Source organism: Burkholderia sp. 22088 (assembly GCF_052045915.1).
Lineage (GTDB): Bacteria > Pseudomonadota > Gammaproteobacteria > Burkholderiales > Burkholderiaceae > Burkholderia > Burkholderia cepacia.
In genome coordinates, this window is record NZ_JBQEPY010000021.1 from 150,664 (window position 1) to 165,452 (window position 14,789).

Here is a 14,789-nt window from a genome sequence, read left to right on the forward strand (position 1 = left end):
GAAATGATAGCGGATTTCAACCGGACGGGCCGGGCATCAGCCCGGCAGGCGGCCGCCTGTCGTGCGTTCGATTGCGGCCAGATCGGCGAGCGATTCGACCGCGACGAAGCCGTGCGATGCGAGTACGGCGCGCACGGCCTCGGCCTGGTCGTAACCGTGCTCGATCCAGAGCGTGCCGCCCGGTTTCAGGTAAGTGCCGGCGCCCGCGACGATCGTGCGGATCGCGCTGAGGCCGTCGGCATCGTCGGTGAGTGCGCCGCGCGGCTCGAAACGCAGGTCGCCCTGCGTGAGGTGCGGATCGTGCTGCGCGATGTACGGCGGATTGCTGACGATCGTGTCGAAGGCGAGCGCAGGATCGAGCGCCGCGTACCAGTCGCTCTGCAACCAGTGCAGCGGGCCGCCGGGGCGGTGCGCGTCCAGCAGCTTGCGTGCGTTGCGTTGCGCGACCTCGAGTGCGGCCGGCGAACGGTCGAGCGCCCACACGCGTGCATCGGGCCGCTCGGCGGCGATGGAGACGGCAATCGCGCCGCTGCCCGTGCCGAGATCGAGCACGGCCGGATGCGGCAGCCCGTCGATCGCATCGAGTGCGGCTTCGACGAGCAGTTCGGTTTCAGGGCGCGGGATCAGCACGTCGGGCGTCACGTCGAACGGCCGGCCGAAGAATTCGCGCATCCCGACGAGCTGCGCGACCGGCTCGCCGGCCATGCGGCGCGCCTCGAGCGTGCGGTAGCGTTCGACCGCGGCCGCGTCGAGCGGCGCGTCACCGCGCGTGATCAGTTGTGTGCGGGTCCAGCCAAGCGCGTGCGCGAGCAGCACGCGCGCATCGACCGCGTCGAGCGCGGACGCGCGCAGCAGTTCGTCGGCGGTCGTGTCGGGCATCGTGACCTCAGTCGGCGTCGCCGAGCGACGCGAGCAGTTCGGCCTGGTGCTCGCTGACCAGCGCGCTGATCAGTTCGTCGAGGTCGCCGTCCATGATCGCCTCGAGCCGGTACAGCGTCAGGTTGATCCGGTGGTCGGTCATCCGGCCCTGCGGGAAGTTGTACGTGCGGATCCGTTCCGAGCGGTCGCCGGAGCCGATCAGGCTCTTGCGCGTCGCGGCTTCCTTCGCGTGCTGCTCGTGATACTGCTTGTCCTTGATGCGCGCGGCGAGCACCTTCAGCGCACGATCCTTGTTCTTGTGCTGCGAACGGTCGTCCTGGCACTCGACGACGATCCCGGTCGGGATGTGCGTGACGCGCACCGCCGAGTCGGTCTTGTTGATGTGCTGGCCACCCGCGCCGGACGCACGGAACGTGTCGATCCGCAAGTCGGCCGGATTGATCTCGACCTCGCCGATTTCGTCGGCTTCCGGCATCACCGCGACCGTGCACGCGGACGTGTGGATGCGCCCTTGCGTCTCGGTTGCCGGCACGCGCTGCACGCGATGGCCGCCCGATTCGAACTTCAGGCGCGAATACGCGCCCTGGCCCGCGATCCGCACGATCACTTCCTTGTAGCCGCCGAGATCGGATGCGCTCTCCGACATCATTTCGACCTGCCAGCGCTGGCGTTCCGCGAAGCGCAGGTACATGCGCAGCAGGTCGCCGGCGAACAGCGCGGATTCGTCGCCGCCCGTGCCCGCACGGATTTCGAGGAAGATGTTGCGGTCGTCGTTCGGATCCTTCGGCAGCAGCATCTTCTGCAGCTCGGTCTCGAGGCGGGTCATGCTCTCGCGCGCGCTGCGGATTTCGTCTTCCGCGAAGTCGCGCATCGACAGATCGCCGAGCAGCTCCTGCGCGGCCGTCTCGTCGCTGCGCGACTGGCGCCACAGCGCGTACTGTTCGACCACCGGGCCAAGTTCCGCATGTTCACGCGTCAGCTTGCGGTACTGGTCGAGGTCGGCCGTGACGTTTTCGCGGCTCAGCAGGTCGTTCAGTTCGGCCAGCCGTGTGGACAGCTGGTCGAGCTTGCGTTGCATGCTCGTCTTCATGGTGTGGAGCGGCGCTCCCGGGCAAGGGGTATTCGGAAAGGATAGGCCGGCGCGCGGCCGGCGGCAGGGCGATCGGCCGGCGCTAGTGGCCGGACTGGTCGTTCGAGCGCGGCGCGTGCTGGTAGAAGCCGCGCATCAGGTCGATCAGCGAATCGCGATCGGCGCCGTTCACGCGATTGAGCGCGCTCGTCGGGCCGTGGATCAGCTTGTTGGTCAGCGCCTGCGACAGCGCTTCGAGCACGGCGGCCGGATCGTCGCCGCGCGCGAGCAGCTTCTGCGCCTTGTCGACTTCGGCCCGGCGCAAGGCGTCGGCCTGCGTATGCATGTGACGGATCACCGGCACGACGCTGCGCGTGTCGAGCCACTGCATGAAATTCTGCACGCGCGTTTCGATGATCGCTTCGGCCTGCGCGACCGCAGCCTGGCGCGATGCGTTGCCTTCGCGCACGATCGCGCCGAGATCGTCGACGGTGTAGAGGAACACGTCCTTCAGCTTGCCGACTTCGGGCTCGATGTCGCGCGGCACCGCGAGGTCGACCATGAAGATCGGCCGGTGGCGGCGTGCCTTCACCGCGCGCTCGACTGCGCCGAGGCCGATGATCGGCAGCGTCGACGCCGTGCACGACACGATGATGTCGAATTCGTGCATGCGGGTCGGCAGATCCGAGAGCGGCATCGCGCGGCCGCTGAAGCGTTCGGCAAGGCGCTGGCCGCGTTCGGCCGTGCGGTTCGCGACGACGAGTTCGCGCGGGCCTTGCGCGGCGAAGTGCGTCGCGCACAGCTCGATCATCTCGCCGGCGCCGATGAACAGCACGCGCTGATCGGACACTTTTTCGAAGATCCGCTGCGCGAGGCGCACCGCGGCGGCCGCCATCGACACCGACTGCGTGCCGATTTCGGTCGTGCCGCGCACTTCCTTCGCCACCGCGAACGTGCGCTGGAACAGCTGGTTCAGGTAGGTGCCGAGCGCGCCGGCTTCCGTCGCGGTGCGGACGGCATCCTTCATCTGGCCCAGAATCTGGGTTTCGCCCAGCACCATCGAATCGAGGCCGGATGCGACGCGGAACGCGTGCCGGACTGCTTCCGACTGCGGCAGCGCATAGACGTGCGGTGCGAGCTCGTCGACCGGAATCCGGTGATACTCCGACAGCCAGCGGACCGCGCCTTCGCGTGCGGCGCGATCATCGGTCGCGCAATACAGTTCGGTGCGGTTGCAGGTGGAGAGGATCGCCGCTTCGGGCGTATTGGGCGCCTGGGGGCCGAGAAACACGTTCTTGAACGTGACGAGAGCCGGCTTGATCTGCTCGAGCGGAAACGCCACGCGTTCGCGCAGGGCGACAGGCGCAGTGTGGTGATTGATTCCGATCGTGAGGAGTTGCATATCGAGGGCTATCGTTTAGCCCCATATTATAGCGTTTCAGCGATTTCCTCACTCGCGGCATACCGGGCATCGGCGTGGCGGGGCCGGGAATTTGGGGGCTCGATCGGCACGCGGTCGAGCTGATAGCCATAGCCGTAGAGCGGCAGCAGCCGGTAGCCGCGCTCCGGAAGCAGGTGCAGCTTGCTGCGCAGCCGGGACGCGTGGGTATCGAGCGTGCGCGACTTCATGTCGCGGCGGCGTGCCCACACCGTTTCGAGGATATGGGCGCGCGACACGGGCCGCGACAGGTTCGCGAACAGCAACTGCGCAAAACGGAACTCCTTCGGCGTGAGTGAAACGATTGCGTTGTCGAAGCGAACGAGGCAGTGCGTGGCGTCGAAGGCGTATTCGCCATACATTTCGCGTGAGCGGGCCGGCGGCCGGCGCACGCCGGCGCGCCGGCTCACCGCGTTGACGCGCGCGAGCAGCTCGGGCCCGCTCACCGGGCGCACGAGGCAATCGTCGGCGCCCGCGTGCAGGCACGATACGATTTGGCTTTCGCGCGGCATTTGCATCACGGCGATCGCCGGCAGTCCGGGCAGGACAGTCTGCGCACGCGGAATGACTTCCTCGGCCGGCTGGTCGCCGGCCCAGTGGCCGGTGATCAGCATGTCGCAGGTATTGGCGGCGAGCCACTCGAAGAATGCCGTACTGGACGGAAACGCGTGGCACACATGACCGCCCGCAAAGAGCAGGCGGTTCAGGAGCGCGGCATGGCGCGCGTCCGGATCGATCAGAGCGATTCGCATGAGAATTTCTTCAATACGGCAGCCGGTGCGCGCTTGCCATAACGTCGAGTCGGCCCCTACACTCGAATGTTCGCGGCACCCGGCTGGTCTCGGGTTCGATGGATGAATCGATGCTAGCCGCTGGCAACGTTCACGCCTATGGGACGAATCCGAATTTATGGAAGGCGTCGAATGAACTGGTTTGGAATCCTTGTCCTGGGAGCGGCCGTCGGGCTGTTCGGCCGATGGCTGCATCCGATGCGGCGCACGGGCCGGCCGGCGTGGTGGATCGCGGTGCTCGCCGGTATCGTCGGCGCGGCTGCGGCCCGCATGGCCGGCAATCTCTCTGGACTGTTTTACGATGGCGAGACGCTCGAATGGCCGGTCTGCACCGGCGTCGCGTTCCTCGCAGTAGCCGTGACGGTTGCGCTGTCGGCCCGTCGCTGAATGCTCTCAGGTGAAATCATGAATGCCCGTCTTCCCGAAGTCTCGCCGGTGCCGGCCCGTCTCGCGCTGCTGCGTGGCGCGATGGCCCGCGAGAACCTGGCCGCCTATCTCGTGCCGTCCGCCGATCCCCACCTGTCCGAATATCTGCCGGAGCGCTGGCAGGCCCGCCGCTGGCTGTCCGGCTTCACGGGCTCGGTCGGCACGCTGGTCGTGACCGCGGATTTCGCGGGGCTGTGGGTCGACAGCCGCTACTGGGTGCAGGCCGACGCCGAACTGGCCGGCACGGGGGTGCAACTGATGAAGATGACGGGCGGGCAGCAGAGCGCGCCGCACGTCGACTGGCTCGCGCAGAACGTGGCGGCGGGGGCGACGGTCGGCGTCGACGGCGCGGTGCTCGGCGTCGCGGCCGCACGCGGGCTGACGGCCGCGCTGAACGCGCGCGGCATCGCGCTGCGCACCGACCTCGACCTGCTCGACGCGATCTGGCCCGAGCGGCCGGGGCTGCCCGGCGACGCGGTGTTCGAGCACGCGGCGCCGCAGGCCGACACGACGCGCGCGAGCAAGCTGGCCGAAGTGCGCCGCGCGATGCGTGCGCAAGGCGCGCAGTGGCATTTCGTCTCGACGCTCGACGACCTCGCATGGCTGTTCAACCTGCGCGGCGCCGACGTCAACTTCAATCCCGTATTCGTTGCGCACGCAATGATCGGCGCCGATCGCGCGACGCTGTTCGTCGCCGACGGCAAGGTGTCGCCGGCACTGGCCGCGTCGCTCGCGCAGGACGGCGTCGACGTCCGCGCCTACGACGCCGCGCGCGCCGCGCTCGCGGCACTGCCCGACGGCGCGACGCTGCTGATCGACCCGCGCCGCGTGACGTTCGGCACGCTCGAGGCCGTGCCGGCCGGCGTGAAGCTCGTCGAGGCCGTGAATCCGTCGACGTTCGCGAAGTCGCGCAAGACATCCACCGAGATCGAGCACGTGCGCGTGACGATGGAGCACGACGGCGCCGCGCTCGCGGAATTCTTCTCCTGGTTCGAACAGGCCGTGAACCGCGAGACGATCACCGAACTGACGATCGACGAGAAGCTCACTGCCGCGCGCGCGCGGCGCCCCGGCTACGTGTCGCCGAGCTTCGCGACGATCGCGGGCTTCAACGCGAACGGCGCGATGCCGCATTACCGCGCGACGCCGGAGTCGCACGCGACGATCGCCGGCGACGGGCTGCTGCTGATCGATTCGGGCGGCCAGTACGTGACGGGTACGACCGACATCACGCGCGTCGTGCCGGTCGGCACCGTCAGCGACCTGCAGCGGCGCGATTTCACGATCGTGCTGAAATCGATGATGGCGCTGTCGCGTGCCCGATTCCCGCGCGGCATCCGCTCGCCGATGCTCGACGCGATCGCGCGCGCGCCGATGTGGGCGGCCGGGCTCGACTATGGGCACGGCACGGGGCACGGCGTCGGCTACTTCCTGAACGTGCACGAAGGCCCGCAGGTGATCTCGCACTACGCGCCGGCCGAGCCGTACACGGCGATGGAAGAGGGCATGATCACGTCGATCGAGCCGGGCGTGTACCGTCCCGGCCAGTGGGGCATCCGGATCGAGAATCTGGTCGTGAACCGCGCGGCCGGGCAGACCGAGTTCGGCGATTTCCTCGCGTTCGAGACGCTGACGCTGTGCCCGATCGACACGCGCTGCGTGCTGATCGAGATGCTGCATGAAGAAGAACGCGCGTGGCTGAACGCGTATCACGCAACGGTGCGCGAGCGCGTCGGCCGCCATCTGAGCGGCGATGCCAAGGCGTGGCTCGACGCGCGCACGCAGCCGATCTGACGCAACGCAGGAAAGCGGCCGGGTGCCGGCCGAACAACAACAGCGAGGGCGACGATGGCGGACACGGCAGTGATCGTGGTCGACATGCAGCGCGGGCTGGTGGAGCGGGCAACGCCCGCGTACCGGCTCGATGACGTGGTGTCGGGCATCAACCGGTTGACGGCGGCGGCGCGTGCGGCGAACGCGCCCGTGTGCTTCGTGCAGCACGACGGCGACGCGGACGACGACGTCGTGCCCGGCACGCCGGGCTGGGAACTGCACGCGGGGCTGGTCGTCGGGAACGGTGACTGGCGGGTGCGCAAGCAGATGAGCGATTCGTTTCACGATACGCCGCTCGCGGCGCAACTCGAGCGCCGCGGCATCCGTTCGGTGCTGATCTGCGGTTATGCGACCGAGTTCTGCGTCGATTCGGCCGCGCGCCGCGCCGCGCTGCTCGGCTACCGGACGACCGTCGTGTCCGACCTGCACACCACGAACGAGCGCACGCACCTGTCGGCCGCGCAGATCGTCGCGCATCATCACTTCGTATGGGAAAACAATTCGCTGTCGGGCAACCCGGTGATGCCGCGCCCGCTCGCGGACGTCCTTGCGACGGAGTTCGCATGACGATCAAGGCCGTGGTGTTCGATTTCGGCGGCGTGCTGATCGACTGGAGCCCCGAGTACCTTTACGGGGAACTGATTCCCGACGACACCGAGCGTCGCTGGTTCTTCACGCATGTCTGCACGATGGACTGGGTGGTCCGCCAGGACGGCGGGCAGACGATCGAAGAGGGGACGGCCGAGCTTGTCGCGAAGTTTCCGGCGCACGAGGGGCTGATCCGCGCGTTCTATGCGCGCTGGCACGAGATGATCGGCGGCGTGCTCGACGAAGGCGCCGCGCTCGTCGACCGGCTCGACGCGCAGGGGATGCCGCTGTTCGGGCTGACGAACTGGTCGGCGCAGACGTTTCCGTATGCGTGGGACAACTTCCCGGTGCTGCGGCGTTTCACGGATATCGTCGTGTCGGGCCGTGTGAAGCTCGTGAAACCCGATCCGGCGATCTACCGCGAGATGCATGCGCGGATCGAGCCGCACTTGCCGGGCATCGCGCCGCACGAACTCGTGTTCATCGACGACAACGCGAAGAACGCCGCGGCCGCGACGGCGCTCGGCTGGCACGGCATTCATCACACGAGTGCGGCCACGACCGAGGCACGGCTGCGCGAACTGGGCGCGCTGGCGTAAGCGGCAAGCCGGCAGCCAGCCGTCGGATAAAAAAACGGGCCAGCGGCCCGTTTTTTGTTGTCCCGCTTCCGGAGCGACCAGCCTCGGTGCCCGTTCCTGCGTTACCGCAGTGCCGGGCGCCCGGGCCGCGCCGCTCAGCGGCTGATCGGCTTGTAGCGCAGACGCTTCGGCTTCGCGGCTTCCTCGCCGAGGCGCGCACGCTTGTCGGCTTCGTATTCCTGGTAGTTGCCGTCGAAGAACGTGACCTGCGAATTGCCTTCGAATGCGAGGATGTGCGTTGCGATCCGGTCGAGGAACCAGCGATCGTGCGAGATCACCATCACCGAGCCCGCGAATTCGAGCAGCGCGTCTTCCAGCGCGCGCAGCGTTTCGACGTCGAGGTCGTTCGACGGTTCGTCCAGCAGCAGCACGTTGCCGCCCGAGATCAGCGTCTTCGCGAGGTGCAGGCGGCCGCGTTCGCCGCCGGACAAGTTGCCGACGATCTTCTGCTGGTCGCCGCCCTTGAAGTTGAAGCGGCCGATGTACGCGCGCGACGGCGTTTCGTACTTGCCCACCGTCAGCACGTCGGCGCCGCCCGAGATTTCCTCGAACACCGTCTTCGTGCCGTCGAGCGCGTCGCGGCTCTGGTCGACGTACGCGAGCTTCACGGTCGGCCCCATCACGACTTCGCCCGAATCCGGCTGCTCCTTGCCCGTCAGCATCCGGAACAGCGTCGACTTGCCGGCGCCGTTCGGGCCGATGATGCCGACGATCGCGCCGGCCGGGATCTTCAGGTTCAGGTTGTCGATCAGCAGACGGTCGCCGAACGCCTTGCTGACGTTCTTGAACTCGATCACTTCATTGCCGAGGCGATCGCCGACCGGGATGAAGATTTCCTGCGTCTCGTTGCGCTTCTGGTATTCCTGGCTGTTCAGCTCCTCGAAGCGCGCGATACGTGCCTTCGACTTCGCCTGCCGGCCCTTCGGGTTCTGGCGCACCCACTCCAGTTCCTTCTTGATTGCCTTCTGGCGCGCCGATTCCGACGCTTCTTCCTGCTTCAGGCGCTCTTCCTTCTGGTCGAGCCAGCTGCTGTAGTTGCCCTTCCACGGAATGCCGTGGCCGCGGTCGAGTTCGAGAATCCACTCGGCCGCGTTGTCGAGGAAGTAGCGATCGTGGGTGACCGCGACGACGGTGCCCGGGAAGCGCACCAGGAACTGCTCGAGCCAGTCGACCGATTCCGCGTCGAGGTGGTTGGTCGGTTCGTCGAGCAGCAGCATGTCGGGTTTTTCGAGCAGCAGCTTGCACAGCGCGACGCGGCGCTTCTCACCGCCCGAAAGATGCTCGATCTTTGCATCCCATGACGGCAGGCGCAGTGCGTCGGCGGCCACTTCGAGCTGCTGCTCGGGGCTGCCGCCGTCGCTCGACGCGAGGATCGCTTCGTACTTCGCCTGCTCGGCCGCGAGCGCGTCGAAGTCGGCGTCCGGCTCCGCGTACGCCGCGTAGATTTCCTCGAGCTTCTTGTTGGCCTGGAACAGGTCGCCGAGGCCTTCCTCGACGGCTTCGCGCACCGTCTTCGTCGGGTCGAGCTGCGGCTCCTGCGGCAGATAGCCGATGTTCAGGTTCGGCATCGGCGTCGCTTCGCCTTCGATGTCCTTGTCGACGCCCGCCATGATGCGGATCAGCGTCGACTTGCCCGAGCCGTTCAGGCCGAGCACGCCGATCTTCGCGCCGGGAAAGAACGACAGCGAGATGTCCTTCAGGATCTGGCGCTTGGGCGGCACGATCTTGCCGACCCGGTTCATCGTGAAAACGTATTGGGCCATTTGGGTGTGAAAGTCAGAAATGGTTGAGACTGCCGCGCAGCGCGCGGGCGTGGCGGCGTCGGGTGATTCGGTACGGAGCGTGCCGCGCACGGCGCGGCGGCGTCGCCGCGTGTCGGCGGCGCGAGCGGCTATTGTACTTCGCCGCCGGCTGCCGCTGGCGCGACACCTGGCCTTTTGGCCGGGGCCGCGCTCACAGCCACGCGGCGACGCCGCCGTGCCCCGAGCACGTGCCGCGCCGATGGCGGCTGAAGCTGTAGGTGCCGTCGCGGCAGCGCGCGCTCGCGCCTTCGGGCACGCGGCCCGATTTCGAATGCGCGGGTGCGTGCACGGTTTCGCCGTCGCGGTTGCGATACGTGTCGTGACGGTCGAGATCGGCTTCGTTGCCGTAGCCGGGCGGTGCGCGGTACGCGTGTGCGGGTTGGGGCAACGCGGCGCAGGCGACGAAGAAGACGGCGGACAGTGCCGCGATGCGTGTCGCGCGGCAGAACAGGGCGGGCATGGTCTCTCCCGGTCGGTTTGTTGTTATCGATGTCGGGCGGATGGCCCGCGCCGCATGTTAGCGGATCGGCGCCCGACCGGTGCCGGCGCGGCGGCGTGACGCTACGCCGCGCCCGACATCGAGGCCGCGCCGTCGGCCTGCGCGGCCTCGAGGATCCACCGGCGAAAAGCGGCGACCTTCGGCCGCTCGGCGTGATGCGGCGGATAGACGAGGTAGTACGCGAAATCGTCGAGCCACGCGACGTCGGCAAGCTGCACGAGCCGGCCGCTTGCCAGCTCGCCGCGCACCATCGCGGCCGGCAGCAGCCCGGCGCCCTGACCGGCGACGATCGCTTGCAGCAACAGGCCCGAGTCGTCGAACGCGGGGCCGCGCGGCGGCCCGATATCGTCGATCCGCTGCGCGCCGAACCAGATGTGCCAGCCCTTGCGCTCGGCGTCATGCAGCTGCGGCCAGCCGACCAGATCGGCGGGCGTCGCCGGCATGCCGAGCCGCGCGACAAGGTCGGGCGACGCGAGCGCGACGATCTCCACCGTCAGCAGGCGTTCGCTGCACAGGCCGATGTAGCGCCCGAGGCCATGACGGATTGCAACGTCGACGCCGTCGCGCGAAAAATCCGCGAGTGCGTGGCTCGTGACGACCTGCAGGTCGACGTCAGGGCACGCGTGCCGGAATTGCGCGAGGCGCGGGACGAGCCACGCGGATGCGAAGAACGGGGTGACGCTCACCGTCAGCACGCCGCTGTCGGCGGCGCCCGACACGCGCTGCGACGCGTCGGCGATCTGCCGGAACGCGTTGCGCACCGGCGGCAGGTAGTCGCGACCGGCGGCCGTCAGCAGGATGCCGCGGTTGACGCGCTCGAACAGCTGCACGCCGAGGTGCGTCTCGAGCGTGCGGATCATCTGGCTCACCGCGCCGGGCGTGACCGACAGCTCCTCGGCCGCCGATTTCACCGACAGGTGGCGGGCGGCTGCTTCGAATGCACGCAGCGCGTTGAGCGGCGGCAGGCGGGAACGATTCATTGAGTTTTTCTAAAGCGAATGGCCGATGAAATATCGTTTGAGGCGGCGCGTGTGCGCGAGTACCGTTGTCGCATCCCATTGCGTGCTTGGGGGCTGCATTGCAGCGACCAATGCGATCAACATAGTTCAACTATATCCACGAGGCAAACCGGACGCCGTGACGTGTCCGGCTGGACCTGAGAGGAGCATCGTCATGAACCGCCCGGGCGCATCGCGCCATTTCTTTTATGGCTGGTACGTGGTCGCGGCCGCGTTCGCCGTCACGTTCGTCGGGTTCGGCAGCGCCTATACGTTCAGTGCGTTCGTCGAGTCGCTGCAGCGGGACTTCGCCGCGTCGCGCGGCCAGATCTCGCTCGTGTTCTCGCTCGCCGGCTTCCTGTATTTCGGTTTCGGCATCGTCAGCGGGCCGCTGGCCGACCGCTTCGGCTCGCGGCGGCTCGCCGTCGCCGGGATGCTGCTGACGGGCGCCGGGCTCGCGGCTGCCGGCGCCGCGCACACGCTGCTGCAGGTCTATGTCGCGTATGGGCTTGGCGTCGGTTTCGGCGTCGGCTGCGCATACGTACCGGCGGTCGGCGCCGTGCAGCGCTGGTTCGTGCGCCGGCGCGGCTTCGCATCGGGGCTCGCGGTCGCGGGGATCGGTGTCGGCACGCTGGTGATGCCGCCGCTCGCGTCCACGCTGATCGCGCAGGTCGGCTGGCGCGGCGCGTATTTCACGCTGGCCGTGATCGCGGTCGTGATCGGCGCGGGGATGTCGCTGCTGATCGAGAACGACCCGCGCGGACGGGGGCTGCTGCCGGACGGGGAGGCTGCGCATGAGCCCGGCAGTGGGGCACAAGTCGCCGGGCGCGGTGCGGGGGCCTCGGTGTCCGTCGCCGCGGGGCGTCAGCCGGTCGCCGCTTCGGCGCCTGCCGGCGCGACGGTGCGCGAAGCCGTCATGTCGCGGCCGTTCGCGAGCCTGTACGCCGCATGCCTCGCCTGCTCGTTCGGCGTGTTCGTCCCGTTCGTTCACCTCGTGCCGTACGCGCTCGATCATGGTGTCGCGCCGTCGACGGCCGTGCTGCTGCTCGGCGCGATCGGCGTCGGCAGCACGGCCGGCCGCTTCTTCCTCGGCGGCCTCGCCGACCGCTTCGGCCGCCGTGCGTCGCTGCTCGCGATGTTCGCGGGCATGGCCGTCGCGCTCGTCGCGTGGGCCGGTGCCGGCACCGTTGCGACGCTTGCTGCGTTCGCGCTCGTGTTCGGCGTGTTCTACGGCGGCTGGGTCGCCGTGCTGCCGGCGGTCGTGATGGACTACTTCGGCGGGCGCAACGTGAGCGGGATCATCGGCGTGCTTTATACGAGCGTCGCATTCGGCACGCTGATCGGGCCGGCCGCGGCCGGTTTCATCTACGACGCGGGCGGCGGCTATCTCGTGCCGATCCTGGCCAGCGCCGCCGCGAATGCGATCGCCTTCGCGATCGTCGCGACGACGGGGCGTGCGCCGGTGGCCGCACGTGCGGCGCGCGGATAGGCGCACGTCCCACGGCGTGCCTTCGCGAATTCCGGTACGGTAGGGTGGCCGGATCGTGAACCGAGGAAGTGCAGCCGGGAGGCCTCATGACATTCGACGAAGTCCGCCAGATCGCGCTGGCATGGCGCGGCGTCGAGGAAGGTACGTCGTACGGCACGCCTGCGCTCAAGGTGAGGGGCAAGATGCTCGCGCGGCTGCGCGAGGACGGCGACACGCTCGTCGTGAAAGGTGTCGGCCCCGACGAGCGCGCGTGGCTGATCGAATCGGAACCGGACGTGTATTACGTGACGGATCACTACATCGGCTGGCCGATCGTGCTGGTGCGGCTGTCGGCGGCCCGTCCGGACGCCGTGAAAAAACTGCTTCTGCGAGAATGGCAGGCCGTCGTCCCCGCCAAATGGCGCGACGAGAGGGTGCACGGCGCGAACTGACACGCCGGTTGCGGCCTGTTGCCCGGCGTCGCCGGGCGCTTTCGGCGCGGCTCGCGCGCCGGCCCGAACGGGTACAAGCGTTGCATCGATCGATGTCGATGCAACGAGTGGTTCCATCGAAATTCTTCAATTGGTTCTTAGTGAAGAACCGTTTGGTGCTTACACTCCTTCGCTTCGAAGGCAGCTGACGAAAGCCGACGGAAACGGCGCACGCGATGCGTCGGCGTACCGCGCGCCGCATCGCACCCGCAGCTTCGCAGACTGCGCGGCGCGCCGATCCGAACGGTCCCATCCGGCCGCATGCCCGCGTGCGATGCACGCGCGCTCGCAGCCGGATTCAAGAACGACAACTCCCCCTGCTGCCTTCACGCGACACCCGGCCATACCGGAACCGTTTTTTGGAGAGAGACAGATGAGTGGAAGCAACACAGGCCTCGGTACGGGCCTGAAGCAGCGGCACGTGACGATGATGTCGATTGCCGGCGTGATCGGCGCGGGCCTGTTCGTCGGCTCTGGCCACGCGATCGCGGAAGCCGGCCCGGCGTCGATCCTCGCGTATGCGATTGCGGGCGTGCTGGTGGTGCTGGTGATGCGCATGCTCGGCGAGATGGCCGTCGCGCATCCGGACAGCGGTTCGTTCTCCACCTATGCCGATCGCGCGATCGGCCACTGGGCCGGTTTCTCGATCGGCTGGCTGTACTGGTGGTTCTGGGTGCTCGTGATCCCGATCGAGGCGACCGCCGCCGCGACCATCCTCAATGCATGGTTCCCCGGCGTTGCAACCTGGGTCTTCGCGCTCGGCATCACGCTGGTGCTGACGGTGACCAACCTCTTCTCGGTCAAGAACTACGGCGAATTCGAATTCTGGTTCGCGCTGATCAAGGTCGTCGCGATCGTCGTGTTCCTGTGCATCGGCGGCGCGGCGATCGTCGGCATCATTCCCGCCCCTGCGGTGTCGGGCGTATCGAACCTGTTCGTCCATGGCGGCTTCATGCCGCACGGTGCCGGTGCGGTGCTCGCGGCGATGCTGACGACGATGTTCTCGTTCCTCGGCACGGAGATCGTGACGATCGCGGCCGCCGAATCGGACAACCCGCAACGCCAGATCGTGCGCGCAACCAACTCGGTGATCTGGCGCATCACGCTGTTCTATCTCGGCTCGATCCTGATCGTCGCGGCCATCGTGCCGTGGAACGATCCGCTGCTGCCGAAGCACGGTTCGTATCAGCGCGCGATGGAGCTGATCGGCATCCCGAACGCGAAGGCGATCATCGACGTGATCGTGCTCGTGTCGGTCGCGAGCTGCCTGAATTCGGCGCTGTACACCGCGTCGCGGATGCTGTTCTCGCTGTCGAAGCGCAAGGACGCGCCCGCGTTTCTGCACCGCACGGATTCGACCGGCACGCCGCGCGCGGCCGTGCTCGCATCGACCGCATTCGGCTTCCTGACCGTGATCGCGAACTACCTGATGCCGGAACAGGTGTTCGGCTTCCTGCTGGCGACGTCGGGCGCGATTGCGCTGCTCGTGTATCTCGTGATCGCGATCTCGCAGCTGCGGATGCGCAAGACGCTCGAAGCGACCGGCGCCGACCTGACGCTGCGGATGTGGCTGTTCCCGTGGCTCACGTGGCTGGTGATCCTGTTCATCTGCGGCACGCTGACCGTGATGCTCGTGAGTGAGGATCACCGTATGGAAGTGGGCGCGACGGCCGTGCTGGCGCTGATCGTGCTGCTGGCATCGTGGCTGAACAAGCGCGGCCGCGATGCGCAGGCGAGTGCGGGGCGGCGGGTGTCGGCGATGTGATGCCGCGACGAAGCGGCGGCGGACGCACGGTGTTCGCCGCCGGCTGGCGGAACGTCCCGCAATGAAAAATGGCCCGACGGCGCTTGCCGTCGGGCCATTCGTTT

14 protein-coding genes are annotated in these 14,789 nt (G+C 67.9%); 7 read left to right on the plus strand and 7 right to left on the minus strand.

The features are described 5' to 3' along the window. Positions 1-36 precede the first annotated feature (36 nt). From prmC to ACTJLD_RS33760, 4 genes are all read right to left on the minus strand, one after another. Positions 37-879, minus strand: coding sequence for a peptide chain release factor N(5)-glutamine methyltransferase (gene prmC, locus ACTJLD_RS33745; RefSeq protein ID WP_027788493.1), 843 nt, complete (start codon positions 877-879; stop codon positions 37-39). 7 nt (positions 880-886) lie between these two features. Beyond that, on the minus strand, positions 887-1,969 hold the full coding sequence (gene prfA, locus ACTJLD_RS33750) for a peptide chain release factor 1 (RefSeq protein ID WP_027788492.1): 1,083 nt from the start codon (positions 1,967-1,969) through the stop codon (positions 887-889). 82 nt (positions 1,970-2,051) lie between these two features. Beyond that, positions 2,052-3,350: a glutamyl-tRNA reductase gene (gene hemA, locus ACTJLD_RS33755; protein ID WP_027788491.1), complete on the minus strand. Its 1,299-nt coding sequence runs from the start codon at positions 3,348-3,350 to the stop codon at positions 2,052-2,054. A 26-nt stretch (positions 3,351-3,376) separates the two neighbouring features. Further along, a complete protein-coding gene (locus ACTJLD_RS33760; RefSeq protein WP_027788490.1) occupies positions 3,377-4,138 on the minus strand; it encodes a response regulator transcription factor in 762 nt (253 codons plus the stop codon). A 171-nt stretch (positions 4,139-4,309) separates the two neighbouring features. On the opposite strand from ACTJLD_RS33760, the gene ACTJLD_RS33765 reads away from it, so the two are divergent. From ACTJLD_RS33765 to ACTJLD_RS33780, 4 genes are read left to right on the plus strand one after another with little or no spacing between them, the layout of a single operon-like run. Beyond that, a complete protein-coding gene (locus ACTJLD_RS33765; RefSeq protein WP_027788489.1) occupies positions 4,310-4,564 on the plus strand; it encodes a hypothetical protein in 255 nt (84 codons plus the stop codon). 18 nt (positions 4,565-4,582) lie between these two features. Beyond that, complete coding sequence (locus ACTJLD_RS33770) at positions 4,583-6,397, plus strand: aminopeptidase P family protein (RefSeq protein ID WP_027788488.1); 1,815 nt, start codon at positions 4,583-4,585, stop codon at positions 6,395-6,397. Positions 6,398-6,451: 54 nt separating this feature from the next. Further along, a complete protein-coding gene (locus ACTJLD_RS33775) occupies positions 6,452-7,003 on the plus strand; it encodes a cysteine hydrolase family protein (protein WP_321883462.1) in 552 nt (183 codons plus the stop codon). Then, positions 7,000-7,623, plus strand: a complete 624-nt coding sequence (locus tag ACTJLD_RS33780; protein WP_321883459.1) for an HAD family hydrolase — start codon at positions 7,000-7,002, stop codon at positions 7,621-7,623. The genes ACTJLD_RS33775 and ACTJLD_RS33780 overlap by 4 nt, the downstream gene beginning before the upstream one ends. A gap of 134 nt (positions 7,624-7,757) precedes the next feature. Here ACTJLD_RS33780 and ettA read toward each other — a convergent pair whose 3' ends face one another. The 3 genes from ettA to gcvA all read right to left on the minus strand — a co-directional run bounded on the left by ettA (position 7,758) and on the right by gcvA (position 10,943). Further along, positions 7,758-9,425 carry an energy-dependent translational throttle protein EttA gene (ettA, locus tag ACTJLD_RS33785; protein ID WP_440660868.1) on the minus strand — a complete coding sequence of 556 codons (1,668 nt, stop codon included), beginning with the start codon at positions 9,423-9,425 and terminating at the stop codon, positions 7,758-7,760. Positions 9,426-9,615: 190 nt separating this feature from the next. Next, positions 9,616-9,924: a DUF3761 domain-containing protein gene (locus tag ACTJLD_RS33790; protein WP_048023599.1), complete on the minus strand. Its 309-nt coding sequence runs from the start codon at positions 9,922-9,924 to the stop codon at positions 9,616-9,618. Between the two features lie 101 nt (positions 9,925-10,025). Continuing rightward, positions 10,026-10,943 carry a transcriptional regulator GcvA gene (gene gcvA / locus ACTJLD_RS33795; protein ID WP_027788483.1) on the minus strand — a complete coding sequence of 306 codons (918 nt, stop codon included), beginning with the start codon at positions 10,941-10,943 and terminating at the stop codon, positions 10,026-10,028. Between the two features lie 193 nt (positions 10,944-11,136). Between gcvA and ACTJLD_RS33800 the strand changes: the two genes are divergently transcribed. The 3 genes from ACTJLD_RS33800 (at position 11,137) to gabP (ending at position 14,685) form a co-directional block, all read left to right on the plus strand. Next, positions 11,137-12,450 (plus strand): MFS transporter, encoded by a 1,314-nt coding sequence (locus ACTJLD_RS33800; protein WP_440660869.1) that lies wholly within the window; start codon positions 11,137-11,139, stop codon positions 12,448-12,450. Positions 12,451-12,536: 86 nt separating this feature from the next. Next, positions 12,537-12,881, plus strand: a complete 345-nt coding sequence (locus tag ACTJLD_RS33805) for an MmcQ/YjbR family DNA-binding protein (protein WP_440660870.1) — start codon at positions 12,537-12,539, stop codon at positions 12,879-12,881. A gap of 412 nt (positions 12,882-13,293) precedes the next feature. After that, positions 13,294-14,685, plus strand: a complete 1,392-nt coding sequence (gene gabP / locus ACTJLD_RS33810; RefSeq protein WP_021156961.1) for a GABA permease — start codon at positions 13,294-13,296, stop codon at positions 14,683-14,685. Positions 14,686-14,789 lie beyond the last annotated feature (104 nt).

Excerpts from the sequence above, each read along its gene's own strand:
- ACTJLD_RS33800 (WP_440660869.1), top strand. The coding sequence starts at position 11,137 with ATGAACCGCCCGGGCGCATCGCGCCATTTCTTTTATGGCTGGTACGTG.
- ACTJLD_RS33780 (WP_321883459.1), top strand. The coding sequence starts at position 7,000 with ATGACGATCAAGGCCGTGGTGTTCGATTTCGGCGGCGTGCTGATCGAC.
- prfA (WP_027788492.1), bottom strand. The coding sequence starts at position 1,969 with ATGAAGACGAGCATGCAACGCAAGCTCGACCAGCTGTCCACACGGCTG.
- hemA (WP_027788491.1), bottom strand. The coding sequence starts at position 3,350 with ATGCAACTCCTCACGATCGGAATCAATCACCACACTGCGCCTGTCGCC.
- gabP (WP_021156961.1), top strand. The coding sequence starts at position 13,294 with ATGAGTGGAAGCAACACAGGCCTCGGTACGGGCCTGAAGCAGCGGCAC.
- ACTJLD_RS33760 (WP_027788490.1), bottom strand. The coding sequence starts at position 4,138 with ATGCGAATCGCTCTGATCGATCCGGACGCGCGCCATGCCGCGCTCCTG.
- ACTJLD_RS33765 (WP_027788489.1), top strand. The coding sequence starts at position 4,310 with ATGAACTGGTTTGGAATCCTTGTCCTGGGAGCGGCCGTCGGGCTGTTC.
- prmC (WP_027788493.1), bottom strand. The coding sequence starts at position 879 with ATGCCCGACACGACCGCCGACGAACTGCTGCGCGCGTCCGCGCTCGAC.
- gcvA (WP_027788483.1), bottom strand. The coding sequence starts at position 10,943 with ATGAATCGTTCCCGCCTGCCGCCGCTCAACGCGCTGCGTGCATTCGAA.
- ACTJLD_RS33805 (WP_440660870.1), top strand. The coding sequence starts at position 12,537 with ATGACATTCGACGAAGTCCGCCAGATCGCGCTGGCATGGCGCGGCGTC.
- ettA (WP_440660868.1), bottom strand. The coding sequence starts at position 9,425 with ATGGCCCAATACGTTTTCACGATGAACCGGGTCGGCAAGATCGTGCCG.
- ACTJLD_RS33770 (WP_027788488.1), top strand. The coding sequence starts at position 4,583 with ATGAATGCCCGTCTTCCCGAAGTCTCGCCGGTGCCGGCCCGTCTCGCG.
- ACTJLD_RS33775 (WP_321883462.1), top strand. The coding sequence starts at position 6,452 with ATGGCGGACACGGCAGTGATCGTGGTCGACATGCAGCGCGGGCTGGTG.
- ACTJLD_RS33790 (WP_048023599.1), bottom strand. The coding sequence starts at position 9,924 with ATGCCCGCCCTGTTCTGCCGCGCGACACGCATCGCGGCACTGTCCGCC.